Annotated in this window: 23 protein-coding genes; 8 read left to right on the top strand and 15 right to left on the bottom strand. The window is 72.8% G+C overall.

The genetic code is table 11. The features are described 5' to 3' along the window. Window position 1 precedes the first annotated feature (1 nt). Entirely contained in the window at window positions 2-1,399 is a 1,398-nt protein-coding gene (locus Q9S36_RS29285) for an SLC13 family permease (protein WP_311288352.1), read from the bottom strand. Between the two features lie 126 nt (window positions 1,400-1,525). On the opposite strand from Q9S36_RS29285, the gene Q9S36_RS29280 reads away from it, so the two are divergent. Next, a complete protein-coding gene (locus Q9S36_RS29280) occupies window positions 1,526-2,227 on the top strand; it encodes a FadR/GntR family transcriptional regulator (RefSeq protein ID WP_311288351.1) in 702 nt (233 codons plus the stop codon). After that, a complete protein-coding gene (locus Q9S36_RS29275; RefSeq protein WP_311288350.1) occupies window positions 2,224-2,994 on the top strand; it encodes a sulfite exporter TauE/SafE family protein in 771 nt (256 codons plus the stop codon). Before Q9S36_RS29280 ends, Q9S36_RS29275 begins: the two co-directional genes overlap by 4 nt. Here Q9S36_RS29275 and Q9S36_RS29270 read toward each other — a convergent pair. Both Q9S36_RS29270 and Q9S36_RS29265 read right to left on the bottom strand, forming a co-directional pair. Beyond that, window positions 2,884-3,852 (bottom strand): SDR family NAD(P)-dependent oxidoreductase, encoded by a 969-nt coding sequence (locus Q9S36_RS29270; RefSeq protein WP_311288349.1) that lies wholly within the window; start codon window positions 3,850-3,852, stop codon window positions 2,884-2,886. The two genes, Q9S36_RS29275 and Q9S36_RS29270, sit on opposite strands and share 111 nt — an antisense overlap. 10 nt (window positions 3,853-3,862) lie before the next feature. Beyond that, window positions 3,863-8,716 carry an NAD-glutamate dehydrogenase gene (locus tag Q9S36_RS29265; RefSeq protein WP_311288348.1) on the bottom strand — a complete coding sequence of 1,618 codons (4,854 nt, stop codon included), beginning with the start codon at window positions 8,714-8,716 and terminating at the stop codon, window positions 3,863-3,865. Window positions 8,717-8,912: 196 nt separating this feature from the next. On the opposite strand from Q9S36_RS29265, the gene Q9S36_RS29260 reads away from it, so the two are divergent. Together Q9S36_RS29260 and Q9S36_RS29255 are read left to right on the top strand one after the other, a co-directional pair. Continuing rightward, complete coding sequence (locus Q9S36_RS29260) at window positions 8,913-9,398, top strand: DUF2505 domain-containing protein (protein WP_311288347.1); 486 nt, start codon at window positions 8,913-8,915, stop codon at window positions 9,396-9,398. Further along, entirely contained in the window at window positions 9,395-10,033 is a 639-nt protein-coding gene (locus tag Q9S36_RS29255) for a maleylpyruvate isomerase N-terminal domain-containing protein (protein ID WP_311288346.1), read from the top strand. Before Q9S36_RS29260 ends, Q9S36_RS29255 begins: the two co-directional genes overlap by 4 nt. Here the strand turns inward: Q9S36_RS29255 and Q9S36_RS29250 are convergent. The 4 genes from Q9S36_RS29250 to Q9S36_RS29235 all read right to left on the bottom strand — a co-directional run bounded on the left by Q9S36_RS29250 (window position 10,026) and on the right by Q9S36_RS29235 (window position 13,766). After that, window positions 10,026-10,217, bottom strand: coding sequence for a hypothetical protein (locus tag Q9S36_RS29250; protein ID WP_311288345.1), 192 nt, complete (start codon window positions 10,215-10,217; stop codon window positions 10,026-10,028). The two genes, Q9S36_RS29255 and Q9S36_RS29250, sit on opposite strands and share 8 nt — an antisense overlap. A gap of 70 nt (window positions 10,218-10,287) precedes the next feature. Continuing rightward, a complete protein-coding gene (gene pruA / locus Q9S36_RS29245) occupies window positions 10,288-11,916 on the bottom strand; it encodes an L-glutamate gamma-semialdehyde dehydrogenase (protein ID WP_311288344.1) in 1,629 nt (542 codons plus the stop codon). 57 nt (window positions 11,917-11,973) lie between these two features. Next, window positions 11,974-12,318 carry a DUF6912 family protein gene (locus tag Q9S36_RS29240; RefSeq protein WP_311288343.1) on the bottom strand — a complete coding sequence of 115 codons (345 nt, stop codon included), beginning with the start codon at window positions 12,316-12,318 and terminating at the stop codon, window positions 11,974-11,976. Continuing rightward, on the bottom strand, window positions 12,315-13,766 hold the full coding sequence (locus Q9S36_RS29235; RefSeq protein WP_311288342.1) for a wax ester/triacylglycerol synthase family O-acyltransferase: 1,452 nt from the start codon (window positions 13,764-13,766) through the stop codon (window positions 12,315-12,317). Before Q9S36_RS29235 ends, Q9S36_RS29240 begins: the two co-directional genes overlap by 4 nt. Window positions 13,767-13,870: 104 nt before the next feature. Between Q9S36_RS29235 and Q9S36_RS29230 the strand changes: the two genes are divergently transcribed. Both Q9S36_RS29230 and Q9S36_RS29225 read left to right on the top strand, forming a co-directional pair. Next, a complete protein-coding gene (locus tag Q9S36_RS29230) occupies window positions 13,871-14,305 on the top strand; it encodes a hypothetical protein (RefSeq protein WP_311288341.1) in 435 nt (144 codons plus the stop codon). A gap of 2 nt (window positions 14,306-14,307) precedes the next feature. After that, the gene (locus Q9S36_RS29225) at window positions 14,308-15,642 is read left to right on the top strand and encodes a hypothetical protein (RefSeq protein ID WP_311288340.1); all 1,335 of its coding nucleotides are present in this window, start codon (window positions 14,308-14,310) and stop codon (window positions 15,640-15,642) included. Here Q9S36_RS29225 and Q9S36_RS29220 read toward each other — a convergent pair. Genes Q9S36_RS29220 through Q9S36_RS29210 form a run of 3 tightly spaced genes read right to left on the bottom strand, consistent with a single transcriptional unit; the run spans window position 15,605 to window position 18,467 of the window. After that, entirely contained in the window at window positions 15,605-16,486 is an 882-nt protein-coding gene (locus Q9S36_RS29220) for a calcium-binding protein (RefSeq protein WP_311288339.1), read from the bottom strand. The two genes, Q9S36_RS29225 and Q9S36_RS29220, sit on opposite strands and share 38 nt — an antisense overlap. A 59-nt stretch (window positions 16,487-16,545) precedes the next feature. Then, window positions 16,546-17,784, bottom strand: a complete 1,239-nt coding sequence (locus Q9S36_RS29215) for a hypothetical protein (RefSeq protein ID WP_311288338.1) — start codon at window positions 17,782-17,784, stop codon at window positions 16,546-16,548. Between the two features lie 5 nt (window positions 17,785-17,789). Beyond that, window positions 17,790-18,467 carry an SAF domain-containing protein gene (locus tag Q9S36_RS29210; protein WP_311288337.1) on the bottom strand — a complete coding sequence of 226 codons (678 nt, stop codon included), beginning with the start codon at window positions 18,465-18,467 and terminating at the stop codon, window positions 17,790-17,792. Window positions 18,468-18,567: 100 nt separating this feature from the next. Between Q9S36_RS29210 and Q9S36_RS29205 the strand changes: the two genes are divergently transcribed. Next, the gene (locus tag Q9S36_RS29205) at window positions 18,568-18,828 is read left to right on the top strand and encodes a helix-turn-helix domain-containing protein (RefSeq protein ID WP_311288336.1); all 261 of its coding nucleotides are present in this window, start codon (window positions 18,568-18,570) and stop codon (window positions 18,826-18,828) included. 25 nt (window positions 18,829-18,853) lie between these two features. Here Q9S36_RS29205 and Q9S36_RS29200 read toward each other — a convergent pair whose 3' ends face one another. Genes Q9S36_RS29200 through sigE form a run of 3 tightly spaced genes read right to left on the bottom strand, consistent with a single transcriptional unit; the run spans window position 18,854 to window position 21,488 of the window. Beyond that, complete coding sequence (locus Q9S36_RS29200) at window positions 18,854-20,368, bottom strand: trypsin-like peptidase domain-containing protein (RefSeq protein ID WP_311288335.1); 1,515 nt, start codon at window positions 20,366-20,368, stop codon at window positions 18,854-18,856. Further along, window positions 20,365-20,868, bottom strand: a complete 504-nt coding sequence (locus tag Q9S36_RS29195; protein ID WP_311288334.1) for a zf-HC2 domain-containing protein — start codon at window positions 20,866-20,868, stop codon at window positions 20,365-20,367. The genes Q9S36_RS29200 and Q9S36_RS29195 overlap by 4 nt, the downstream gene beginning before the upstream one ends. Next, on the bottom strand, window positions 20,865-21,488 hold the full coding sequence (gene sigE, locus Q9S36_RS29190; RefSeq protein WP_311288333.1) for an RNA polymerase sigma factor SigE: 624 nt from the start codon (window positions 21,486-21,488) through the stop codon (window positions 20,865-20,867). The genes Q9S36_RS29195 and sigE overlap by 4 nt, the downstream gene beginning before the upstream one ends. A gap of 218 nt (window positions 21,489-21,706) precedes the next feature. Here sigE and Q9S36_RS29185 point away from each other — a divergent pair, with 218 nt between their 5' ends. Continuing rightward, a complete protein-coding gene (locus Q9S36_RS29185; protein ID WP_311288332.1) occupies window positions 21,707-22,366 on the top strand; it encodes an O-methyltransferase in 660 nt (219 codons plus the stop codon). 384 nt (window positions 22,367-22,750) lie between these two features. Here the strand turns inward: Q9S36_RS29185 and Q9S36_RS29180 are convergent, their stop codons facing one another. Both Q9S36_RS29180 and Q9S36_RS29175 read right to left on the bottom strand, forming a co-directional pair. Continuing rightward, entirely contained in the window at window positions 22,751-23,089 is a 339-nt protein-coding gene (locus Q9S36_RS29180) for a hypothetical protein (RefSeq protein WP_311288331.1), read from the bottom strand. Beyond that, window positions 23,089-24,618 (bottom strand): leucyl aminopeptidase family protein, encoded by a 1,530-nt coding sequence (locus tag Q9S36_RS29175; protein WP_311288330.1) that lies wholly within the window; start codon window positions 24,616-24,618, stop codon window positions 23,089-23,091. The genes Q9S36_RS29180 and Q9S36_RS29175 overlap by 1 nt, the downstream gene beginning before the upstream one ends.

Below are 24,618 nucleotides of genomic sequence, written 5' to 3'. Positions count from 1 at the left end.
GTCAGCTCCATCCGGGGAGGACGAGGGCGGCCCACACGAGGAGCGGGCCGACGACGGTGACGATCGTGGCGTAGCCGAGGATCTGCTTGTAGTAGGTGCTCTCGTCGATGGTGTCCGGCCGGTTGGCCAGCATCAGCGCACCGTTGGTGGAGAACGGGCTGACGTCGACGATGGTGGAGCTGACCGCGAGAGCGGCCACGAAGAAGCCGGCCGACAGGCCGCCCTCGGCGACGAGCGGGATCGCGATCGGGATGATCACCGGCAGCAGTGCGGTCGAGGACGCGAACGCCGACACGACGCCGCCGACGTAGCAGAGGATCAGCGCGCCGATGGCGGCCGCACCGAGGCCGGCGGCCCAGCTGCCGACGAACTCCGGGGAGCCCGCGGTGGTGAGGATCGTGGCGTAGGTGCTGACGCCCGCGACGAGCAGCACGGTCGGCCAGGCGATCTGCTTGACGGTGTCCTTGTAGGCCTTCGGGGTGAGGATCGAGAGCACGACGGCGGCCGTGATGGCGGCGAAGCCGATGTTCTTGTCGAAGACCAGCGCGACGAGCGCCACGGCCAGGAACGCCAGGAGGGTGAGCGTGTGCTCGAGCGTCGTACCGGCGTCGCCGGGGTTCGGGGTGCCGGTGGTGGGCGTGGCGCCGGTGGCCGAGCGGGCGTCGGACCGGTCGGGGTGCACGCGCGGCGCACCGCCCGCGGCACCGGCGGCGGTGGCGCCGGTGCTGGTGGTGGTGGTGGTGGTGGTGGTGGCTCCTGCCTCCACCAGCCCGCCGTCGGCGTCCATCCGGAGCCGCATCAGCTTCCGGCCGCCGAGCACCACGAAGAGGATCGCCGCCATGACCGTGTTGACCGCGAGGCTGGAGAAGAAGATCGTCAGGTGCGAGGCGCCGAGGCCCGCGTCCTCCATGACCGAGTTGGTGATCGTGCCGTAGATCGAGATCGGCGAGAAGCCACCCGCCTGGGCGCCGTGCACGACGAACATGCCCATCATCAGCGGGCTGATGCCGTAGCGGCCGGCGAAGCCGAGGGCGATCGGGCCGATGATCGCGCAGGCGGCCGGACTGGCCGCACCGATCGCGGTGATCACGGCGGTGACCGCGAACATCACCCACGGGATCAGCGCGACGCGGCCGCCGACCGAGGCCACGGCCGTGCGCACGATCAGGTCGACGGTCCCGTTCTGCCGCGCGATGGCGAACAGGTAGGTCACGCCGATCAGGGTGAGGACCAGGTCGGCGCTGATGCCGGCGAGGATCTCCTTCTCGTCCAGTCCCAGCGAGTACATGCCGACCAGCCACGCCGCGACGTAGGCCAGCGCACCCATGTTGATCGGCAGCACCGTGCCGACCACGAACAGGGCGACCAGCGCGAGGATCGCAATCCATTCCGGACCCATGGTCCACCTCCGAGTCATGTCCAGAGTCAGGCCAGGACGGCGGACGGCGGGGGTGACGCCCATCACGTGGCTGGCTCAGTGGCCTAGCCAATAGGACAATGAGCCGATCGTCAATAGTCTGTCCCCATGTCCGACTCGTTCCCTCCGCGCCTGATGCGGACCCGGCTCTACGAGCAGGTGGCCGGCCAGATCTCGACCTGGATCGCCGACAACGGCCTGCGGGCGGGCGACCGGCTGCCGCCGGAGCGCGAGCTCGCGCAGCGGCTCGGGGTGAGCCGCGCGACCCTCAGCCAGGCGCTCGTCGCGCTCGAGGTGGTCGGGGTGGTGGAGGTCCGCCACGGCGACGGGACGGTCGTCACGGCGCGCCAGCAGCAGGCGACCCGCATCGTCGAGGCCATCCGCAGCCACGCCGACCGATTGCCTGAGGTGATCGAGACCCGCGACGCCCTGGAGACCAAGATCGCGGCGCTCGCCGCCGCCCGCCGCACCGACGACGACCTCGCCCGCATCGACGACGCCCTGGCCGCGATGGAGGCCGACATCGAGGCCGGGGGCCGTGGCGTCGAGGGCGACGAGCGCTTCCACGGCGCGGTCACCGCGGCGGCCCACTCGCTGCTGCTCGCGCGCCTCATGGACGAGATCGGTGACCTGGTCAAGGAGACGCGCATCGAGTCGCTCGGCCAGCCGGGACGGCCCCAGGACTCGCTCGCCGGCCACCGCGCCGTCGCCGAGGCGATCCGCGCCGGCGACCCCGAGGCCGCCTCCGAGGCGATGCACGCCCACGTGGCGATGGTCAGCGACGTCGCCCTCCTGCGCGAGCAGCCGTGACCGCACTCGAGGCGCTCCTGGTCCTCGCGACCGGGTTCGGCGCCGGTGTGCTCTCCTCCACGGTGGGCGTCGCGTCGCTCCTCAGCTTCCCCGTCCTGGTCGGCCTCGGTCTCCCGCCGGTGGTCGCCAACGTGTCCAACACCCTCGGCCTGATCCCGGGCGGCCTCGGCGGCGTCCTCGGCTACCGCGACGAGGTGCGCGAGGCCGGTCCCATCGCGAAGGCGATCGTGGTGGTCTGCGCCCTCGGCGCCGTCATCGGCGCGGCCCTCCTGCTCGGCCTGCCGCCGGGCGTGTTCGAGGCGATCGTCCCGTTCCTGATCCTCTTCACGTGCCTGCTGGTCGGCGTCCAGCCGCGGATCGCCCGGTGGCTGCGGGCGCGCCACGAGCAGCGGCACGGCGAGGCACTGGCCGAGCGGCGGCGGATGTCGCCCGTGACCACGGTCTTCGCGACGATCACGGGCGTCTACGGCGGCTACTTCGGCGCAGGTGCGGGCGTGATGATGGTGGCCGTCCTCGGCATCGGCACGGACCTCGAGCTGCGGATCGTCAACGGCCTCAAGACGCTGTCGCTGATGGTCGGCAACGTCGTCGCCGGGCTCATCTTCGTCGTCGTCGCCGATCCTCGGTGGGACGCCGTGGTGCTGCTCGCCGCGGGCTCACTGGTCGGCGGCTACGTCGGCGCGCGGGTCGGCCGGAAGCTGCCCGACGCCGCCTTCCGCTGGGCCGTGGTCGCGGCCGGCGTCGTCGCGGCGCTCCTGCTGTTCTGACCCGCCCCGCGCGGCCGCCGAGTCCGGCACCGAGCGGTGGAAGCGGGCCATCAGCGCGTCGCTCAGCCGCGGCGCGACGACGTTGACCACCGCGCCGACGCGGCCCGGCACGGTGTCCCACGTGACCGGCCGGTCCTCCAGTGCCCGCACCACCTTCGCCGCGGCCTGCTCGGCGCTCATGCTCGCCCGGTTGTCGTAGGCGTCGGTCGGCACGACCATCGCGGTGGCGACGAGGGAGAACCGCATGTTCGTGAACGTCACCCCGTCGGCGTACGTCTCCCGGCCGGCGATCCGCGACCACGTGTCGAGCGCCGTCTTGGAGGCGATGTAGGCGGCGAACTTGGGTGCCTTCATCTGCACGCCCCACGTGACGACGTTGACGACGCGCCCGAAGCCCTGGGCGCGCATCGCGGGCAGCAGCCCCATGGTGAGCCGCACGGGTCCGAAGTAGTTGATCGCCATCGTGCGCTCGAAGTCGTGGAACCGGTCGTAGGACAGCTCCAGCGAGCGGCGGATGGAGCGGCCGGCGTTGTTGACGAGGTAGTCGACCGTTCCGACCTCGGCGAGCACCCGCGCCACCAGGGCGTCGATCGCGTCGAGGTCGGTGAGGTCGGCGACGTACGTCGACGCCCGGCCGCCCGCCGCCTCGATCGCCGCCCGGACCCGCTCGAGCTCGTCCGCCCGCCGCGCCACCAGCAGGACGTGGGCGCCGCGCGCGGCGGCCAGGACCGAGGTCGCCTCACCGATGCCCGAGCTGGCGCCGGTGACCAGCACCGTCCGGCCGGCCAGCACACTGGCCGCGTCGCGCGCGACCAGCCTCCGCAGCCTGGCCCGGGGCGTGACCCAGAGCAGCCCCATCACGACACCATCAGGACAGCAGGCCCCGCACCACGCGCAGCCCGACCGAGAGGCGGGCCAGCTCGGCGGTCTCCTCGCGGCAGATCTCCTCGAGGGTCGCGGCCGAGCGGCCCACGAGCTCCTCGTCGGAGTCCTCCCACTGGGCCACCCGGGCGGGGGCGGGGTCGTCGGCACTGGTCGTCTCGAGCACCTGCGCGGTGAGCTGCTGGTGCACGCCGTAGAGGTCGTCGCGCACCGCGGCGCGGGCCATGGTCTGCCAGCGGTCGTCGCGCGGCAGCGCGAAGATCCGCTCGACCAGGGCCGGCAGCCCGAGCCGCTCCCCCAGCGCGAAGTGGACGCGGGCCACCTCGACCGGGTCGAGCCCGAGCCGGTCGGCGGTCTCGACGATGCCGAGCAGCGCATAGGCAGGCGCCAGCACCGCGACCCGCGAGGCCAGGTCGTCGGAGACGCCCTGCTGGGTCAGCCGCTTCGCGCGGGCGACGTAGTCGTCGAGCTCGCGCCCGCTCATGATGTCGGGCAGCTCGGCCATCACCGCCTGCACCCGCGCACGGAAGAAGTCGACGGTGGCGACGGAGTCGAGCGGCGGGCGCCGGTTGGTGACCAGCCAGCGGGAGGCCCGCTCGACGAGGGTGCGCATCTCGATCCGCATCCGCGTCTGGCGGTCGGCCGGCACCTGGTTGTCGAGGGTGGCGATCTCCTGGCGCAGCTGCAGCGACCCGAAGATCTCGCGCGCGACGAAGTTGGCGCGGGTGAGGTCGGCGGGGCTGGCCCCGGTCTCCCCCGCCAGGCGCGGCCAGAACGTCATGCCGGCACCGTTGACGAGGTCGTTGACGACCTGCGTCACGATGATCTCGCGGCGCAGCGGGTGCTCCTCCATGGCGGCCTCGAGCTCGGGCTTCATCCGGCTCGGGAAGTAGGCCAGCAGGTCCTCGCGGAGGTACGGGTCGTCGGGCAGGTCGGACTCGATCAGCTCGTCGGCGAGCACGATCTTCGTCCACGCCAGCAGGACGGAGAGCTCGGGCGCGGACAGCGCCTGCTTGCGGTCGAGCCGACGGCGCACCTGGCGCGTGGACGGCAGCCCCTCGAGCTCGCGGTTCAGCACGCCGCGCTTCTCCAGCGCGCGCATCCAGTCCTCGTGCACGTGCAGCAGCGACGGGGCGTGCGCCTCGGCGTTGGCCAGCGCGAGGTTCTGCTCGTAGTTGTCGCGCAGCACCAGCGAGGCCACCTCGTCGGTCATCTCGGCCAGCAGCTCGTTGCGGGCCGGCTCGTCCATCGCACCGGAGCGGACGACCTCGTCGAGCAGGATCTTGATGTTGACCTCGTGGTCGGAGGTGTCGACGCCGGCGGAGTTGTCGATGAAGTCGGTGTTGATCCGACCGCCCTGGCCGCTGGCGCCGAACCGGGCGTACTCGACCCGGCCGAGCTGCGTGAAGCCGAGGTTGCCGCCCTCGCCGATGCACTTGGCGCGGAGGTCCTCGCCGTTGACGCGGATCGCGTCGTTGGCCTTGTCGCCGGCGTCGGCGTGGGACTCCTCCGACGACTTCACGTAGGTGCCGATGCCGCCGTTCCAGAGCAGGTCGACCGGCGCGACCAGGATCGCCTTCATCAGCTCGGCCGGGGTCATCGCGGTGACGTCGGCGCCGAGGCCCAGCGCCGTGCGGACCTGCGCCGAGACCGGGATCGACTTGGCCGAGCGCGGCCAGACCCCGCCACCCTCGGAGATGAGCGAGGAGTCGTAGTCCTTCCAGCTCGAGCGCGGCAGCTCGAACAGCCGCCGCCGCTCGGCGTACGACGACGCGGCGTCCGGGTCGGGGTCGAGGAAGATGTCGCGGTGGTCGAATGCGGCCACCAGGCGGGTGTGCTCGGAGCACAGCATGCCGTTGCCGAACACGTCGCCGGACATGTCGCCGATGCCGACGGCGGTGAAGTCCTCGGCCTGGCAGTCCACGCCCATCTCCCGGAAGTGGCGCTGCACGGAGACCCACGCGCCCTTGGCGGTGATGCCCATCGCCTTGTGGTCGTAGCCGACCGAGCCGCCGGAGGCGAAGGCGTCCCCGAGCCAGAAGCCGTAGTCCTTGGCCACACCGTTGGCGATGTCGGAGAACGTCGCGGTGCCCTTGTCGGCCGCGACCACGAGGTAGGAGTCGTCGCCGTCGTGGCGCACCACGTCGCGCGGCGGCACGGTCTCGCCGTCGACGAGGTTGTCGGTGATGTCGAGGAGCCCGGAGATGAACGTCTTGTAGCAGGCCACGCCCTCGGCCAGCCAGGCGTCGCGGTCGGACGGGTCGGGCAGCTGCTTGCAGAAGAACGCTCCCTTCGCGCCGACCGGCACGATGACGGTGTTCTTCACCATCTGCGCCTTGACCAGTCCGAGCACCTCGGTCCGGAAGTCGTCGCGTCGGTCGGACCAGCGCAGGCCTCCGCGGGCCACCGCACCGAAGCGCAGGTGGGAGCCCTCGACGCGAGGGCTGTAGACGAAGATCTCGTAGCGCGGCCGCGGCTCGGGCAGGTCCGGGATCGCCGACGGCTCGAGCTTGAACGAGATGTAGGGGTGCACCTCCCCGGCCTCGGTGCGCTGGAAGAAGTTGGTGCGCAGCGTCGCGCGGACCAGCGTGCGGTAGGACCGCAGGATGCGGTCGTGGTCGAGGCTGACCACGTCGTCGAGCGCCTTCGCGAGCCGCTCCTCGATCGCCTCGACCTTCGCCATCCGCGCCTCCGCGCCGGCCTCGAGCGCGCGGTCGCCGCGGCCGGGGTCGAAGCGCGACTCGAACAGGTCGACGAGCAGCCGGGTGATGTCGACGTTGCTGCGCAGCGCCTCCTCGATGTAGTCGAGCGCGAAGGGCGAGTTGCCCTGCTTGAGGTACTTCGCATAGGCCCGCAGCACGGTCGCCTGCCGCCAGGTGAGCCCGGCGGCCAGCACCAGCTGGTTGAACCCGTCGATCTCGTTGTAGCCGTCCCAGACCGCGCGCAGGGCCTCGGCGAACAGCTTGCGCTCGTGGGGCGGGAGCACGCGGCCGTGGCGCAGCCCGAACTCGTAGATGTACGTCGGTCGCGCGAGGCCGGTGAGCTCGTACGGGCGCTCGTCGACGACCTCGACGCCCATCGAGGTGAGCATCGGCAGCATGCTGCTCAGCGAGAGCGGCTCGCCGACCCGGAAGACCTTGAGCCGCGACTCGCCGCGGCGGTAGACGCCGGCCTTCTCGTCCTGGTCGAACAGCGCGAGGTCGATGCCCTCCTCGCCCTCGATGGCCTCGATCCGGCCGAGGTCGGCGGAGCCGCGCTGCGGGGCGTAGTCCTCCTTGTAGGCCTCGGGGAAGGCGTTCGCCCACGCCCGGGCCAGGCGCGAGCCGCGGTCCTCCCCGTGCTCGGCGACGACCGCCGCGACGAAGTCGTCGCGCCAGGAGCGCGACGCCTCGGTCAGGCGGCGCTCGAGCTCCGCGACGTCGATCTCGGGGATGTGCGAGCCCTTGGGCGGGTGCACCACGAAGTGCACGCGGGCGGTGGTGGACTCGTTGACCCGCGCGGTGAACTCGACGTGCTCACCGCCGAGGTCCTCGCGCAGGATGTCGGAGAACCGCTCGCGCACCGCCGTGCTGTAGCGGTCGCGCGGGAGGTAGACCAGCACGGAGACGTAGCGGCCGTAGGTGTCGCGGCGCACGAAGGCCCGCAGCTGGCGGCGCTCGCGGGCGAACATCACGTCCTGGACGACGGGCGCCAGCTCGGCCGGGGAGGTGTGGAACAGCTCGTCACGGGGGTAGTTCTCGAGCGTGTCCATCAGGGCCTTGCCGGCGTGGCTGCGCGGATCGAACTCGGCGCGGCGCATCACCTCGTCGACCTTCTCGCGCAGCACCGGGATCCGGGTGACGGACTCGGTGTAGGCCGCGCTGGAGAACAGGCCGAGGAAGCGGCGCTCGCCGACGACCTCGCCGTCGGGGCCGAACGTCTTGACCCCCACGTAGTCGAGGTAGGCCGGACGGTGGACGGTGGCCCGGGAGTTGGCCTTGGCGAGCACGAGCAGGGTCTTCTCGCGGGCCTTCGCCTTGGCCAGCGGCGGCAGCTTGGCGAACGCGCTGGAGAGGTCCTGGTCGTGGCGCAGGATGCCGAGCCCGGAGCCGGGCACGGCCCGCAGGCCGCACTCGTCGGGGTGCCCCTCCTCGGACTCGAGGTGGTACTCGCGGTAGCCAAGGAAGGTGAAGTGGTCGTCCGCGAGCCACCTCAGGAAGTCGCGGCCCTGGCGCAGCTCGGCGGCCGGCAGCGGCGGGGGGTGCTCGTCGAGCTCGGCGACCACGGCGAGGGCCTGGGCGTGCATCTTTTCCCAGTCCTCGACCGACTCTCGGACGTCGCGCAGCACCCGCTGGAGGCCGGCGGTGATCTCCGCGGCCTCCTGCTCGTCGGTGCGGTCGACCTCGACGTGCATCCAGGACTCGACGCTGGCCTGGTCGCCGGCCTGTGGCTCGTGGGCGTGGACGTGCTGCAGCTCGCCGGTGATCGCGCGCTCGACGTTGAACTGGGGGTGGATCACCGCGTGCACGTTGTGGCCGAGGCGGTTGAGCTCCATCGTCACCGAGTCGACGAGGAAGGGCATGTCGTCAGTGACGACCTCGACCACCGAGCGGCCGGAGGCGGACCAGCCGGCATCGGCCATCGTCGGCGTGACGACGCGGACGGCTGCGGTGCCCTGCGGCCGCGTCGAGGCGAGCTCGCGGTGGGACGCGAGGGCGCCGAACAGGTCCTCCGGAGACCGCTCGGCGACCTCCTCGGGGGCGACGTGCCGGTAGTAGGCGCGGAGCAGCTCGGCCCACTCCGGCCGCCCCTGCGTCGCTGCGTCGAGCTGCTGGTCCTTGGTCTCCTCGGGCGTCGCCACGCTCCGACCCTAGAACCCGTGGTGTGAGCCTCACAACACGGGTCGGTACCCGCCGGTCACCTCCCCCGTGCGGGTGTGCGCGGGCCTCCCCGTCCTCGCCCCGCGGCACCCCGTCCGACATGATGTCGACCACCCGGACACCCACCCGGACACCCACCCGAGCAGGCACTCGAGCAGACACCAGGAGGACCCGACGATGGGCAAGCGTGTGGTCAAGGAGCTCACCTACGACGCGCCGCTGGAGGACGTGGCGGCGATGCTCACCGACCCCGCCTTCCGCGAGCGGGTGCTCGAGCGGATGCAGGTGCTGCGGGGGTCTGCGACGGTGGCGAGCGGCAGCGACGGGACCGTCGTCACCATCGACCAGGTGCAGTCCGCCTCCGGCCTGCCGTCGTTCGCGACCAAGCTCGTCGGCGACGAGATCCGCATCCATCAGGTCGAGGCGTGGCGCACGCCCGAGCACGCCGACGTCGAGGTCACCATCCCGGGCAAGCCCGGTGAGATGGCCGGCACCGCCACCCTCACCGAGGCCGCCGGCCGCACCACCGAGCGGGTCGACCTCGAGGTCACCGTCCGGCTGCCGCTCGTGGGCGGGAAGATCGAGGGGCTGGTGGCCGACATGCTGGGCAAGGCGCTCGACAAGGAGCACGAGACCGGGGTGGCGTGGCTCGCGGGCCGATGACGGTCCTCGCGGAGGCGTACGACGCCCTCGCCGGCGTCGTCGGCGGGCTCAGCGAGGACGACGCCTGGGCGCCCACGGGGTGCACCGGCTGGACCGTGCGTGACCTGCTCTGGCACCTGCGTGCCGACGCCGTGCGCGGCCTGGTCGCCGCCCACACGCGGGCCGGTCGCCCCGCCGACTGCGACGAGGTCGACTACTGGCGCGCCTGGGGCAGCAATCCCGAGGCCGACGAGCGCAACCGCCGGATGACACGGGTCGAGGCGGGGCTGCACGGGTTCGACGACCTCCGCACCGGCCACCTCGAAGCGGCGGCCGCGGCGGTGCGCGCGCTCGCGGCGTTGCCCGGCGACGAGGTGGTCGCCACCCAGGGCCACGCGCTGCGCGCGGCCGACCTCGCCAGCACGCTCGCGGTCGAGGCCACGCTCCACCACGCCGACCTGGTCGCGCACCTCGACTCCCCCGGCCCCACGGCCACCGGGCTCGCGGAGGTCCGGCGGGTCGTGGAGGCGCTGCTCGGCTGCGACCTCGACGGCTGGCCGGACGAGCGGGTCGCGCTGGTCGGCACCGGGCGCGCGGCGCCGAGCCCCGACGAGCGCCGGGACCTCGGCGGCCTGTCGGTGCCGGTCTTCAGCTGAGGCGGTCGGGATCGGCGACCTGTTCGCCGGCCCGCTCGTCGTGCGCCGCCAGCTCGTCCTCCCGGCGCTCCTGGCTGCGGCGCCACCAGATCACCACGCCGAGCAGCACGAACGGCCCGAACGCGAGCAGGAGCGTGAGCGCCTGCTCGAAGGGGTGCAGTGCGCCCATGTGGAGGGGGATCACGTCCCCGATCCTCCCACCCCGTGCCCGCGCCCGCTCGAGCGGGGACGTCCCCGCTCGAGCCGGGCGGTGCTCAGCCCTGGTGGGGGTAGAGGTGCTCCTTCGGGGGCACGAAGTTCTCCTTGATGGAGCGCGGCGAGGTCCAGCGCAGCAGGTTGACCGCGGCGCCGGCCTTGTCGTTGGTGCCCGAGGCGCGGCCACCGCCGAAAGGCTGCTGGCCGACGACGGCACCGGTGGGCTTGTCGTTGATGTAGAAGTTGCCGGCCGCGAACCGCAGGGTCTTGCGGGCCCACGCGATCGCGGACCGGTCCTGGGCGATGATCGCGCCGGTCAGGGCGTACGGCGCGAAGCTCTCCATCTGCGCCACCACGGACTCGAAGCGGTCGTCGTCGTAGACGTGGACGGCCAGGATCGGACCGAAGTACTCCTCGGAGAACATCTGGTCGGTCGGGTCGCTCGACTCGACGATCGTCGGCCGCACGAACCAGCCGACCGAGTCGTCGGTCTGGCCGCCCGCGAGCAGGGTGAGGTGGTCGGTGCCCTCGATGCGCGCGATCGCCTTCTGGTGCTTGGCGAACGCGCGGTCGTCGATCACCGCACCCATGAAGTTCGACAGGTCGGTGACGTCACCCATCGACAGCGCCTCGGTGTCCGCGATCAGCTGGTCCTTGATGGTGGTCCACACCGACCGCGGGACGTAGGCGCGGGACGCCGCCGAGCACTTCTGGCCCTGGAACTCGAACGCACCGCGGATCATCGCCACCCGCAGCACGTCGGGGTCGGCCGAGGGGTGCGCGACGATGAAGTCCTTGCCGCCGGTCTCCCCCACGATGCGCGGGTAGGCGCGGTAGCCGGTGATGTTCTCCCCGACCGTGCGCCACAGGTGCTGGAAGGTGGGCGTCGAGCCGGTGAAGTGGATGCCGGCCAGGTCGGGGTGCGCGAGCGCGACCTTGGACACGTCGAGGCCGTCGCCGGGGAGCATGTTGATCACGCCCGGCGGCATGCCGGCCTCCTCGAGCAGCTCCATCGTCAGCGAGGCGGCCAGCTGCTGGGTCGGCGACGGCTTCCAGATCACCGTGTTGCCCATCAGCGCCGGCGCCGTCGGCAGGTTGCCCGCGATCGCGGTGAAGTTGAACGGCGTGATCGCGTAGACGAAGCCCTCGAGCGGACGGTGGTCCGTGCGGTTCCAGATGCCGGGGCTGTTCGCGATCGGCTGGTCGGTGAGGATCTGCTTGGCGTAGTGGACGTTGTACCGCCAGAAGTCGATCAGCTCGCAGGCTGCGTCGATCTCGGCCTGGAACGCCGTCTTCGACTGCCCCAGCATCGTCGCGGCGTTGAGCCGCTGCCGCCAGGGGCCGGCCAGCAGGTCAGCGGCCTTGAGGATGATCGCGCACTTCTCGTCGAACGGCATCGCCTGCCAGTCCGGTGCCGCGGCCGCGGCCGCGGCGATGGCGTCCTCGGCGTCCTTCGTCGTGGCACCGCGGAAGGTGCCCAGGACGTGCTGGTGGTCGTGCGGCTGCACGACCTCGGTCTCCGTGCCACCCCCCTCACGGTGCTCGCCGCCGATGACGGCGTGCAGGGTGTGGTGCTCGCCCTCCAGACGGGCCAGCTCGGTGACCAGTGCCTCACGCTCCGGGGTGCCGGGCGCATAGGTCAGGTTCGGCTCGTTGGTGGGAGCCGGAGGAAAGGTGATCGCGTCCATGCGCCTGATCGTGTCAGAGACCGACGCGCGCCTCAAAAGGGCTGGAGCGGGAGCAGGTCAGGCGGAGCCGAGGAGGTCGTCGATCTCCTGGGTGGCCCACCACGCGAGGTCGTCGTCGGGGTCGGCGTCGTCGTGGTCGTCGGCGTGCACGGCCACCACGTCGCGCCATGCCACCGACGCTCCGGCGGTGGTCGTCTCGGCGACGACGACGACGCGGCGGCGCTGCCCGTCGGGCAGGCCGCCGAGCAGCTCCGCCGAGGCGTCCGCGGCGGTCATGAGGGCGGCGTACTCCGTCTCCTCGGCGTCGTCCTCCGCGACCACCGGGTCGAGCACCTCGGGGCCGTCGGCGTCGCGGGCCGCGGCGAGGCGCGGCAGCGTGGTCGGGAGGTAGCGGCGGGTCACGTGCGCGCCTTCCGACTGGACCGCGACCGGCCACGCGGGGCTCGCGGCCGGGTGTCGGACGCGGAGTCCTTCAGCTCGTCGAGGGCCTCCAGCACGCACTGCCCCAGGGTGTCGGCGTCAGGTACGGCGTCCCGGTCGGCGGTGATGCCGTAGAACACCCCGCCGTCGTAGGACGTGACGCCGATGGCCAGCGGGTGGTCGGGCAGCAGCGGGTGGACCGGGTAGGACTCCAGCATCCGCGCGCCGTCGGCGTAGAGCGGGAACTGCGGGCCGGGCACGTTGGTGATCGAGATGTGGAAGCCGTGCCGCAGCTCGGCCGCGGCGACGCGGGACCCGAGCGCGTGGAAGGTCGTGGGCGCGAAGCCCGAGATCCCCGACAGGCGGCGCGCGGAGACCGCCCGGCCGTCGTCGCGGTGCGCCTTGAGGTCGTAGCTGACCTGGTGCAGCCGGACCACGGGGCTGGGCTCGTTGATCGGGAGGTGAACGAGGTGTCCCTTGACCTGGCTGCCGAGCGACGTCGCCTCGAGCTCGTCGTCGATGACCGACATCGGGACGATCGCCTTGATCGTGCGGAGCCCGCCCATCGACTCCGCGCGGGTCATCAACCAGCCGCGCAGCCCGCCCGCGAGCGTGGCCAGGATGACGTCGTTCACGGTGCCACCGTGCACCTCACGGATCGCGCGGTAGTCGGAGAGCTCCGTGCGCAGGGCGAGGAAGCGCCGCTGCTGGGAGAGCCGGCGGTGGACCGGCGTGGAGTGCACGGGCCCCCGCCCGGCGAGGGCGTTGGCGACCTCCGCGAACCGGGAGCCGGTGGTGGACGCCTGGCGGGCGAGCGCCTCGGCATTGGCCCGCGTCGTCGACCAGAGGGTGCGTGGGCTCTCCAGGCTGTCGGTCACCGCGTTGAGGGCGGCCGCCACCGGGCCGGCGGTGCGGCGGGGACGCCAGTCGTCGTCGTGGCCGAGGGTGGAGCGGTCGGGCGAGGTGTCGAGCAGCACCTGGCCGATGTCGACGGTCTCGCGCCCGTCGACGAGGATCTGGTGGCTCTTGGTCAGCAGCGCGACCCGGCCGCCCTCGAGGCCCTCGACGAAGTAGCACTCCCACAACGGCCGGCTCCGGTCCAGCGGCCGGGAGGCGATGCGGGCGACGAGCTCGCGCAGCTGGTCCATGCTGCCGGGCCGCGGCAGCGCCGAGCGACGTACGTGGAAGCCGAGGTCGAAGTTCTCGTCGTCGACCCACGCCGGGTTCGCCAGCCGGCCGGGCACGAGCTGCAGGCGCTGGCGGTAGCGCGGGACGAACGCGATGCGGTCGGCGATCAGCTCGACGAGCCGGTCGTGGTCGAAGCCGGAGCCGCCCGGCTCGAACACCTCGACGGTGGCGTTGTGCATGGGCGTCGTGGGGGACTCGGCGGCCAGGATGGCCAGGTCCCGCGGCATGAGCCGCTCGCTCATGTGCTGCCCTCTCGTCGATGACTTTGTCCCGCATGGGATTCTGGCAGAGCCAGTGGCACGCTGCGTCCGTGGCCACCGCCTGTCGGTTCTTGAAGGAGAAGTCCGTGTCCCGTCGCGTCCTGTCGCGCCTCGTCCCCCTCACCCTCGTGCTGGCCCTCGGGCTCTCCGCGTGCGGCGACGGAGGTGACGACGAGCCGACGACCACCCAGGGCGACAGCTCCCCCAGCAGCACCCCCAGCGACTCCCCCAGCGACAGCCCGTCGAGCGACGAGGGCGACACGGTCGCGCTCACGGTGACCCGCGAGGGTGACACGTTCACGCCCAACGGCGAGCGGGTGGAGCTCGAGGTCGGCCAGACGCTCGACCTCACCATCACCTCCGACGCGGCCGGCGAGCTCCACGTGCACAGCACCCCGGAGCAGGAGATCGCCTACGAGGCCGGGACCAGCGAGCACCAGCTCACCATCGACCGGCCGGGCGTCGTCGAGGTCGAGAGCCACGAGCCCGACTCGATCGTCCTGCAGCTCGAGGTCCGCTGACGGTGGCCCCGCTGGACGCGGGCCGGATCTCCGCCCACGGTCTCGGTGGCGCGAAGGACCTGCCGATCCCCTCGGAGCTGGCCATCGCCGGTGCCGTCGCGGCCCTGGTCGTCTCCTTCACCGTGCTAGCCGTCGCCTGGCGCGAGCCGCGCTACGACGCCGCGACCAGCGGTCGCCCGGCCCCGGCGTGGCTGGACCGCTTCGCGTCCTCGCGCGGCCTCGCGACCGCGCTGCGCGTGCTGGGCATGGCGTTCTTCCTGTACGTCGGCGCCGCCGCGGTGTTCGGCAAGGACACCCTGATCAACCCGTTCCTCGGGACGTTCTACGTCATCCTCTGGGTCGGCCTGGTGCCGGCGTCCCTGCTGCTCGGTCCGTTCTTCAAGGCGGTCAGCCCGGCCCGCACGATCAGCATGCTCTTCGCGAAGGTGTCCGGCGTACCCGAGGGGCAGGGGCTGTACGCCTACCCCGCCCGGCTGGGCTACTGGCCGGCGGCCCTCGGCCTGTTCTCCTTCGTCTGGCTCGAGCTGGTCTACCCGCACTCCACCGACCTCGGGCCGGTGCGACTGTGGTGCGCCGCCTACCTCGGGATCATGCTGATCGGCTCGGCCGTGTGGGGCACGGCGTTCCTCGAGCGCGCCGACCCGTTCGAGGTCTACTCGTCGCTGGTCGCCAAGCTGTCGATCTGGGGGCGTCGCGACGGGGCGCTCGTCGTGCGCAGCCCCCTGGCGAACCTCGACACGGTCGTCCCCGCTCCCGGGCTGGTCGCGGTGGTCGGCGTGCTGTTCGGCAGCACGGCCTTCGACTCCTTCCGCGAGTCGAGCGAGTGGCTCGGCCTCGTCCAGTCGATGTCCATCGACCGGATCGTCCCCGACACGCTCGCGCTGGTCGCGTTCTCCGGAGGGGTGGCGCTGGTCCTGACGGCGGCCACCATGGCGACCGGCGTCACCAGCGACACGCCCCGCCGCGCGCTGCCCGACCTGTTCGCGCACTCGGTGGTGCCGATCATCGTCGGCTACATCGTGGCCCACTACCTGACGTTCTTCGTCGAGTACGGCCAGCAGACGCTCATCCAGCTGAGCGACCCGTTCAGCCGCGGTGACGACTACGTCGGCACCGCCGACCTGCAGGTGAACTACTGGCTCTCGCTCCACCCGACGTTCCTGGCCGTGACCAAGGTCCTCGCGGTGGTCCTCGGCCACGTGGTGGGGGTGATCGCGGCCCACGACCGTGCCATCAAGCTGCTCCCGCCGCGCCACCACCTCACCGGTCAGCTGCCGCTGCTGCTGGCGATGGTCGGATTCACCGCGGGAGGTCTGTACCTGCTGTTCGCGGCGTGACCGGGCCGTAGGGCCAGCCGGCGGGCGCGGCCTGCACGACCTCGATGATGTCGCACGAGCCGCGGTAGTCGATGACGTCGGCGGGGTCGCGGCGACCGACGAAGACGACCCTGTCGGCGTTGCCGGAGTCGTGCTGGGTCGGGTCGTCGCAGTGGATGCGGTCCTCGACCCCGTCGGGGTAGACGTAGATGGTGTCGTTGCCCTGCTCGCCGAACACCTTGTCCCGGCCGGGGCCGAGGAAGACGACGTCGTCGCCCTCGTCGCCCTTGACCTTGGTGTCGTTGCCGTCGCCGTCGATCAGCACGTCGTCGCCGGGGCCGCCCTGGATCGCGCCGTCGTCGCCGGGACCGCCGTCGATCCAGTCCGTGCCGGCGCCGCCGATGTGCTTGTCGGTGCCGTCGCCACCGAAGAGCTGGTCGTTGCCGTCGTTGCCGCCGAGGGTGTCGTTGCCGGCCTCGCCGTGGACCACGTCGTTGCCGACGTTGGCCGACAGCACGTCGTCGCCCTCGCCGCCGTAGAGGGTGTCGTCGCCCTGGCCGCCGTCGACGCGGTCGTTGCCGAGCCCGCCGGCGACCCAGTCGTTGCCGGGCTGTGCGGTGATCCAGTCGTCGCCGTCGTCGCCGGTGACGGTGTCGCTGCCCTTGCCGGCGTAGACGGTGTCGTTGCCGCCGTTGGCCGTCACGCGGTCGCGACCGCCCAGCGCCATGATGTGGTTGGCGCGGGCGTTGCCGGAGATCACGTCGTTGCCCGTGGTTCCCTGGGGCTTCGCGAGCGCGGGCGTCGCGGCGAGGGTGAGGGACAGGGCGACGAGGGCGAGGCCAGTCGTGCGCATGGTGTCAACCATCGGAGTCTCCTTGAAAGTAGACTCCAAGTTAACGAACTCTTGACGAAAACCAGAATTTTCTACCGGTTGCGGCGTCGGCGACCGCGCGACGCGGACGGCTGGGCGCTCGCCGGGAAGACGGCGTCGGCGAGGGCGGTCAGGCTGCGCACCAGCGAGGACTCCGCACCCTCGACCAGGGGATGACCCGTCACGAGGGCACGGTCGGTGGCGACCCGGTCCTCGGGCAGGAAGTGCAGTCCGGCGACCCGGCTGAACCCCTCCACCATCCCCGCGATGTCCTTCTCCGACCAGCCGATCGACCCACGCATCCGGTTGACGACGACCCGGACCGGGACCGCGCCGACGCGGTCCCTGAGGTCGACCAGGCCGCGGGCGAGGCGGGTGAGCCCGACGGGGTCGGCGGCACCGACGACCACGACCTCGTCGGCATGCTCCAAGGCGGCGAGGGTGAGCGCGTTGCGGCCCGGGCGCCCGCCGAGGTCGGAGCCGCCGTCGTCCTCGAGGCTGAACCCGGTGTCGACGACCACGTCACCGAGCCGCGCGGCCTGCTCGAGCAGCTGGTCGACGTGGGCGGCGCGGACCTCGCGCCAGCGGTCGGGGCGCGGCAGCCCGGTGACGACCGCGAGGTGCTCCCCGATGGCGCGGCACACCGACGCGAACCGGTCCTCGAGCTGCCCGGTCCCCGCCAGCCGCGCGGCGGACAGCAGCCCCGACACCTCGTCGAGGACGCCGAGCTGCTGGGCCACCGCGCCGCCGTAGGGGTCGAGGTCGGCGAGCACGACGCCCCTCGACCGCCGGGCGAGCTCGCAGGCGAGGTTGGCGGCGACCGTCGTACGACCGGGGGCGCCGGCCGGGCCCCAGACCACCACCACGCGGCCGCCGGACGCCTCCTCGACGAGCGGCGCCGGCAGCGGCTCCGCCTCGCGGGACCGGGTGTCGGCGACGTCCTCGACGGTCGTCACCACCTCGGGCAGCGTCGCGAGCCCACCCGCGCCGACCACCGCCGAGATGCCGAGGCGCTGCGCGTGCTCGCGCACGTCGAGGTCCTCGGCGACGGCCGTGGTGACGCCCACGGGACGCACGGCGTGACGGCGCAGGTGCGCGATGCTGGCCGGGTCGAGCCCGGGCGCGTCGAGCGAGAGCACCGCGACGTCGGCCTGGCCGCTGGTCACCGACGCCAGCAGGTCGTCCACGTCGACGCAGCGCTTGAGCACCACCACGCCCGGGTGGGCCTCGAGGTCGGCGAGGGCCGGGGACTCCCACGCCTCCCCCGCGGCGAGGAGCAGCACGCAGATCACGGCCGTCAGCCCCGGCCGACGACACGGACGCGGTCGTCACCGCTCGCGGCGAGCACCGCCGCGAGCGATTCGTCGTCGGCCTGCGGGACGGCGAGCACGAGCTGGCGGGTCGTCGCGGAGGCGAACGCGTCGGAGACCACCGGGGCGTCGAGGATCACCACGTCGCCGAGCACCAGCTCCGCCGCGGCTCGCGAGCGCCGGTCCTCGCCCAGCACCCACACGTCGACCCGCGACCCCCGGGCCAGGCCCGTCGGGACGTGCTCGGCCGGCACGGCGATCGACACCGACACCGTGTCGCCGGCCGTGGCCGCGCCGAGGGCACCCGCGGGCACGAGCTCGCCTTCGGCGAGCGGTCGGGTCAGGGTCAGGTCGGCCGGCAGCTCGTCGTCGACGGCGAGGTAGCGCTGCTCGTCGGCCGCGTCGTCGAAGCGCACCCGGGTGGCCGAGAGGTCGTCGGCCTGCAGCGTCTCGCCGGCCGCGAGGTCTCCGGAGGCGGCCCACACCGAGGTCATGTCGTCGGCCGCGGCCATGATGCGCGCCCCGGCCACCACCGACCCGGTCACGAGCGCCACCCCGATCCACAGTCGAGGGTCGCGCCACCCGGGCGACCGGGTGCGGGTGGCGGCTGGCACGTCGAGGAGCCGGTCGTCGCGCGACGACGCCCGAGAGGGTTTCCGAGACACGCGAGCATCATTGCCGCCCGGCGCCGACTTCACACCTGCCTGTCCACAGGCCCGTGCCGGTCGCCGCCGGGAGCGCCCGGGCAGGTGGCACGATGACCCCATGCCCGACGACCCACGCTTCCTCACGCTCGCCGACGTGGCGGAGGTCCTCAACACCTCCAGCGCGCAGGTCTACGCGCTGGTCCGTCGTGGCGAGCTGCCCGCGATCAAGATCGGCGGCCGCGGGCAGTGGCGGGTCGAGCGGTCGCAGCTCGAGGACTTCATCCAGCGGATGTACGCCGAGACCCGGTCCTTCGTCGCCGAGCACCCGTTCGTGGACTCCGAGGCAGCGCCCGTCGACGGCGAGTCCTCCACCCCCTAGCCGGACCGGTCGGCGTCGTGCGGCGCTACCCCACCTTGCCGTCGAGCTCGACCTCGACGACCTGCTCCTCGCCACCGCGCACCACCGACATCTCGACGGTCTCGCCGGGCCGGTGCGTCCGGATCGCCACGATGAGGGCGATGCCGTCGTTGACGGGCTGGTTGCCCACCCGGGTGATCACGTCGTCCTTCCTCAACCCCGCCCGCTCCGCCGGGGTGTCCGGCATGACCTCCGTGATCGTCGCGCCCTGCGACTCCTGCTCGCCGCCGGTGCGCACCTGCGCACCGATGACGGGGTACTCGGCCCTGCCGGTGCGCAGGATCTGGTCGACGGTCGTGCGGACCTGCTCGATCGGGATCGCGAAGCCCACGCCGATGTTGCCGGACTCGGTCGTCGCCCCGCCCGTCGTGGCGATGGCGGAGTTCACCCCGACCACCTCACCGGCGAGGTTGACCAGCGGTCCGCCGGAGTTGCCCGGGTTGATCGCGGCGTCGGTCTGCACGGCGTTGATGTAGGAGGAGTCGTCGGCGGAGTCGCCCGTGGTCACGGGCCGGTTGAGCGCGCTGACGATGCCTGAGGTGACCGTCTGGCTCAGGCCCAGCGGGGCGCCGAACGCCACGACCGGGTCGCCGACGTGCAGGACCTGGGAGGCGCCGAGCGCCGCGGGCTCGAGCCCTCGGGCGTCCTCGACCTGCAGCACCGCGAGGTCGTAGACCGAGCTGCGGCCCACGATGGTCGCGTCGTGGCGGTCGCCGGCGTGGTCGATGACCACGATCGGGCCCTCCTCCTCGGCGGCCGAGGCGACCACGTGGTTGTTCGTGACGATGTGACCGTCGCGGTCGAGCACGAAGCCCGAGCCGGTCGCGCCGCCCGACTCGCCGTCGTACTCGGCGACGATCTGGACGGTGCTGGGCAGCAGGGCCTGGGCGACGGCGGGCACGGACCCGTTGTCGGCGTCGAGCGGCGCCGCGCTCTGGGTCCGCACGCCGTCGAGGCCGTCGTCGACGATGCCCCCCGAGGACGCGAGCTCGTCCTGCAGGGCTGCGCCGGCGAGGCCGCCGAGGACGCCCACGACGAGGGCGACCGCGGCCACGGCGAGCCAGGACCACAGCGGCAGCTTGCGGGCCGGGGCCGGCCGGGCGTAGTCGGGGCGCGGGTAGGGACCCGGACCGTAGTACGCCGGACCTGCGGGCGGGCCGGGGTGGGGCGCCATCGGCACGGTGGGGGGAGCCGGCTGGCGAGGCGGCTGGGCGCCCGGCTGGGGTGTCGGCTGCGGACCCTGCTGAGGGGCGCTGGCAGGCGGCGGGCCCGCGACCAGGTGGTCGTCGGCGGAGGGCTCGGCGGAGAATTCGACGGAGGACTCGGCGGAGGGCTCGGACGGGGGCGCGCGGTCGGGCTCGGGTGCGGGTGACTCCGCGCGCTCCTCGCCGTAGGCCTGGCCGTCCGGCTGGGCGGTGCGGGGCTCCTGCGGACGCCAGCCCGCGAGGGGTTGCGTCGGCTCGTCGGGTCCCTGCGCTACGGGCCTGTCGTCATCGCTCACGGAGCAATCTTCTCCCGGATCGCGACCAAGCGCTCGGCCAGGGGCGTCCGGGAGGGTGAGACCGGGGTGCGGGCGGACCGGTCGTCCGTGGTGGTCGCCGGCGCGACGGGGCCGGCGGGGCGGCTGAGGTCGGTCGCCGGCGGGCGGGGCTCGATCCGGGGAGCGCCGGCCACGCCGAGGGCGAGCACCCCGACGACGCAGGCGCTGGCGGCGCCGCCGCCGATCGCCACCAGGCCGCGACGCGAGCGCGGTCCGGACGTCGGGAACGGCTGCGGGGCGAGGGTCGAGCAGCTGCCGAGGAGGGATGACTTGAGGTCGCGCGAGCATGTCGAGCCACCCATCGAGAGCCGGGCGAGCTGGGTCTTGACCCGGCCCTCCTGCTCGACGAGGTCACGGCAGGCATGGCAGGACTGCACGTGGACCCAGCAGCGCTCCTCCTCCTCGGGGGCCAGCCGGCCGTCGAGGAGGGCGCTGACGCGGGAGCCGAGGTGCGACATCACGACACCGACCCACGCGGGCTGGCCGCGGTCGGACCGGAGTAGCGCTGTCGGCCGGCAGCGGGCTCACGGTGCGCGAGCGCCTTGCGGAGCATGGTGCGGCCGCGGTGGATGCGCGAGCGCACGGTGCCGAGCTTGGCGTCCATGATCTCCGCGATCTCCTCGTAGCTGAGGCCCTCGACGTCGCACAGCACGACGGCGGCACGGAAGTCGGGGGGCAGCGTGGCGAGCGCGGTCTCGATGTCGTCGTCGAAGGTCTGGTCGGCCAGCGCGAGCTCGGGACCGGCGACCGGGCTGGTCAGCCGGGCGGCCCGCTCGTCGGAGAGCGGGTCGAAACGGATCCGCTGCTTGCGCCGCGCACCGTCGAGGAAGAGGTTCGTGGTGATGCGGTGCAGCCAGCCCTCGAAGGTGCCGGGCGTGTAGGTGTCGAGCGAGCGGAACACCCGGACGAAGACCTCCTGGGTGAGGTCCTCGGCGTCGGGACGGTTGCCGGTGAGGCGGTAGGCGAGGCGGAAGACCCGGTCGGAGTGCTGCTCGACGACCTCGTCCCAGCTCGGCACGCCACCCGCGACCGCGCCCTGCTCGGGGCCGGCCCCCTGGGTGGTCTCGACCTGGTCACCCACGGGTGCCCCCTGGCTCGTCGTCTTCCTCGACCGCAGCTGCAACGGTTCGCTGTCCTTCCTGACGCTAGGGATCGCGCCTGAGAGTTCCCTGTGAACCTCATGCGCGACGACCAAGAACTTCCGGGGAGGCCCTCGGCGTCCGACGAGCGGTCCAACGACCGACGGGGCCCGTGTGTTCCCGGCCACGGACGGCAGTCCCCGCGCGATAGAGTCCGCTCGTGCCCCACACTGCCCCGATCAAGACCGCGAGCTGGACCTACGCCGAGGACTTCGTGGCCGAGGACGAGGTCCTGGCCGCGGCCCGCAGCCGCGCCGAGGAGGTCGGTGTGTCGCCGATCGGCTCCGGCACCGGCGCGGCGCTCCGGTTCCTCGCTTCGGTCCTCGACGCCCGTGCGGTCGTCGAGATCGGCACCGGCACCGGCGTCTCGGGCCTCTGGCTGCTGCGAGGGATGCGCGCCGACGGCGTGCTCACCACGGTCGACATCGAGGCCGAGCACCAGCGCCTCGCCAAGGAGACCTTCACCGAGGCCGGCATCCCCGGCAACCGCGCCCGCACGATCGCCGGCGCGGGTCTCGACGTGCTCCCCCGCCTCACCGACGGCCACTACGACCTGGTGTTCTGCGACGGCGACAAGCGCGAGTACGCGGCGTACCTCAAGGAGGCGCTGCGCCTGCTCCGGCCCGGCGGGATCGTCGCGTTCGACAACGCGCTCTGGCACGACCGGGTCGCCGACCCCGCCCAACGCGACGAGGAGACCGTCACCATCCGCGACCTCGGCCGGGCCGTCCTCGAGCACGAGGCGCTCGTCCCGGTCCTCCTCCCCGTCGGCGACGGCCTGCTGGCCGCCAAGAAGGAGTGGGCCCCCGAGGAGGGGTGATGCTGGCTGCGCGCTGCCCGACCACGTGAGGGAGCGTGGTTTCGAGGCTCGCTGCGCTCGCACCTCAACCACCGAGGTGGATGAGGCCGTGCTCAGCCACCGCGCCCGCGATCGGTCGCAAGTGAGGCGGATCCGGCCACCAGTCGGCCCGTCCGGCGGCCACATCCGCCGCACGTGCGGCGGATACTGCCCGGACCACACGTGTCCGGGATGTTGTCCTCGACCTGGACATCCGAGGGCGGTGTCGCCAACACGTGTGGCGGTTCTGGCCCTGAGAGCAAGCGTCCGGCGACCACATCCGCCGCACGTGCGGCGCAACTTGCCCCGGCGCGGCCCGTCGGGCGGCCACGACCGCCGCACGTGCGGCACCCGGCGGGTACGACGTCAGGCGCGCGGCGAAGCCGCGAAGCCGTCCCAGCCCTCGGCGACGGCGACGATGTCGCAGGCCTCGACGAGGATCGGCGGCGAGCCGATGATCTGCGAGCCTGGCGAGTCGTCGGCGGTCTCGGTGAACGTGCGCTGGAACTCCGCGCGCGCCTCGTCGGTGGCGAAGACGTAGCAGCCCTCGAACCACTCGCCGCGGACCATCCGCCAGGTCTTGAAGCGGAGCCCGGTCATCCCGGTGAAGCGGGCGTGCGAGGTCTCGGCGACGTAGGTGGCCAGCCGGTCCTCGACGCCGTCGGCGGCGTCGGCGAGGGACCAGCGGACCGTGAGGCCGAGCATCAGGCGATCCCGTCCAGGGGGTCGTCGGAGCCGAGCCAGCTGAGCAGCAGGCGCGGGCCGTAGCCGCTCGGGCCGGCCGTCCACTCGTGCCGGTCGGCCGGTGACTCCGCGGCCGAGGCGAAGTCGATGTGGGCCCACGGCACGTCGCCGGCGAAGTGCTGGAGGAACAGCGCGGCGGTGATGGCCCCCGCACCGCCCGCGGCGTTGTCGCCGTCGGCGATCTTCGAGGTCACCTTCTCCTCGTAGTCCTTGACCAGCGGCATCCGCCAGACGTTCTCGCCGGACTCCCGGGCAGCGGTCTCGACCTGGGCGGCGAGGCCCTCGTGGTTGGCGAAGTAGCCGCCGGTCCACTGGCCCAGCGAGACCTTCATCGCGCCGGTGAGGGTGGCGATGTCGAGCAGGACGGCCGGCTTCAGCTCCGAGACGGCGTACGCCATCGCGTCGGCGAGGACGAGGCGACCCTCGGCGTCGGTGTTGTTGACCTCGGACGTGCGACCGCCCCAGTGGGTGATCACGTCGCCCGGGCGCATGGCCGAGCCGCTGATGGCGTTCTCCGCGGCGGGCACCAGCCCGACCACGCGCACCGGGCAGTCGACGTCGCGCAGCGCCGCCATCGCGGCGATCACGGCGGCTCCGCCGCTCATGTCGCGCTTCATGGTCAGCATGGACTCGCTGGGCTTGATGTCGAGGCCGCCGGTGTCGAAGGTGATGCCCTTGCCGACGAGGACCACCGTCGGCATCTTCTTCGTCGCGCCGCGCGGGGTGTAGTCCATCCGGATCAGGCGGGGCGGGTTGGCCGAGGCGCCGCCGACGGCCAGCACGCCGCCGAAGCCCTCGGCGCGCAGCTGCTCCTCGTCCCAGACCTGCACGGTGAGGCCGGCAGCCTCGCCGACCTCGACGGCCTGGTCGGCGAGCCAGGCCGGCGTCTTGAGGTTCGCCGGGACGGTGGCCAGGGCGCGCGAGCGCCAGCCGGCACCGCCGAGGGCGATCGCGCGGGCGAGCTCGTCGTCGGCGCCGTCGTCGCTGACGTCGGCGAGCACGATGCGCGCCACGGGACGCTCCTGCGGGCCCGTCGACCGCCAGTGGAAGGAGAAGGAGCCGAGCATCGCGCCGACGACGAAGGCGGCGAGGCCCTCGTCGGGGGCGATCGCGGCGAGCGTCGTGACCACGCTGGCCCGGTCCTTGGTGGCGCGGGCCAGGGCGGCACCGGCACGCCGGAAGTCGGTGACCGTGCCGTCGCCCACCCCGACGAGGAGCACCAGGCTCGCGGCTTCGGCAGGACCGGCCACCGGGACGGTGGTGACCTCACCGGCGCGGCCGGTGGCGCGCGCGGCGTCGAGCGCTGCGAGGAGGTCCAGGCCGAGGACCTCGGAGGCCTCGTCGGCGCCGGGGCCGAGGACGAGTCCGTCCGGGTCCGGAAGGACCGGGAAGGCCCAGACCTCGGCCCCGCCGATCTGGTGCGGCAGGGCCGGGCTGAGTGCGAACTCGGGTGGAGAGACCTGCGTGGGCAGCTGCGCAGACGTGGCCAC

The organism is Microbacterium sp. ARD31 (assembly GCF_031844425.1).
The sequence above is the reverse complement of the archived record's forward strand: the minus strand, read 5'-3'. Positions and strand labels throughout refer to the sequence as shown.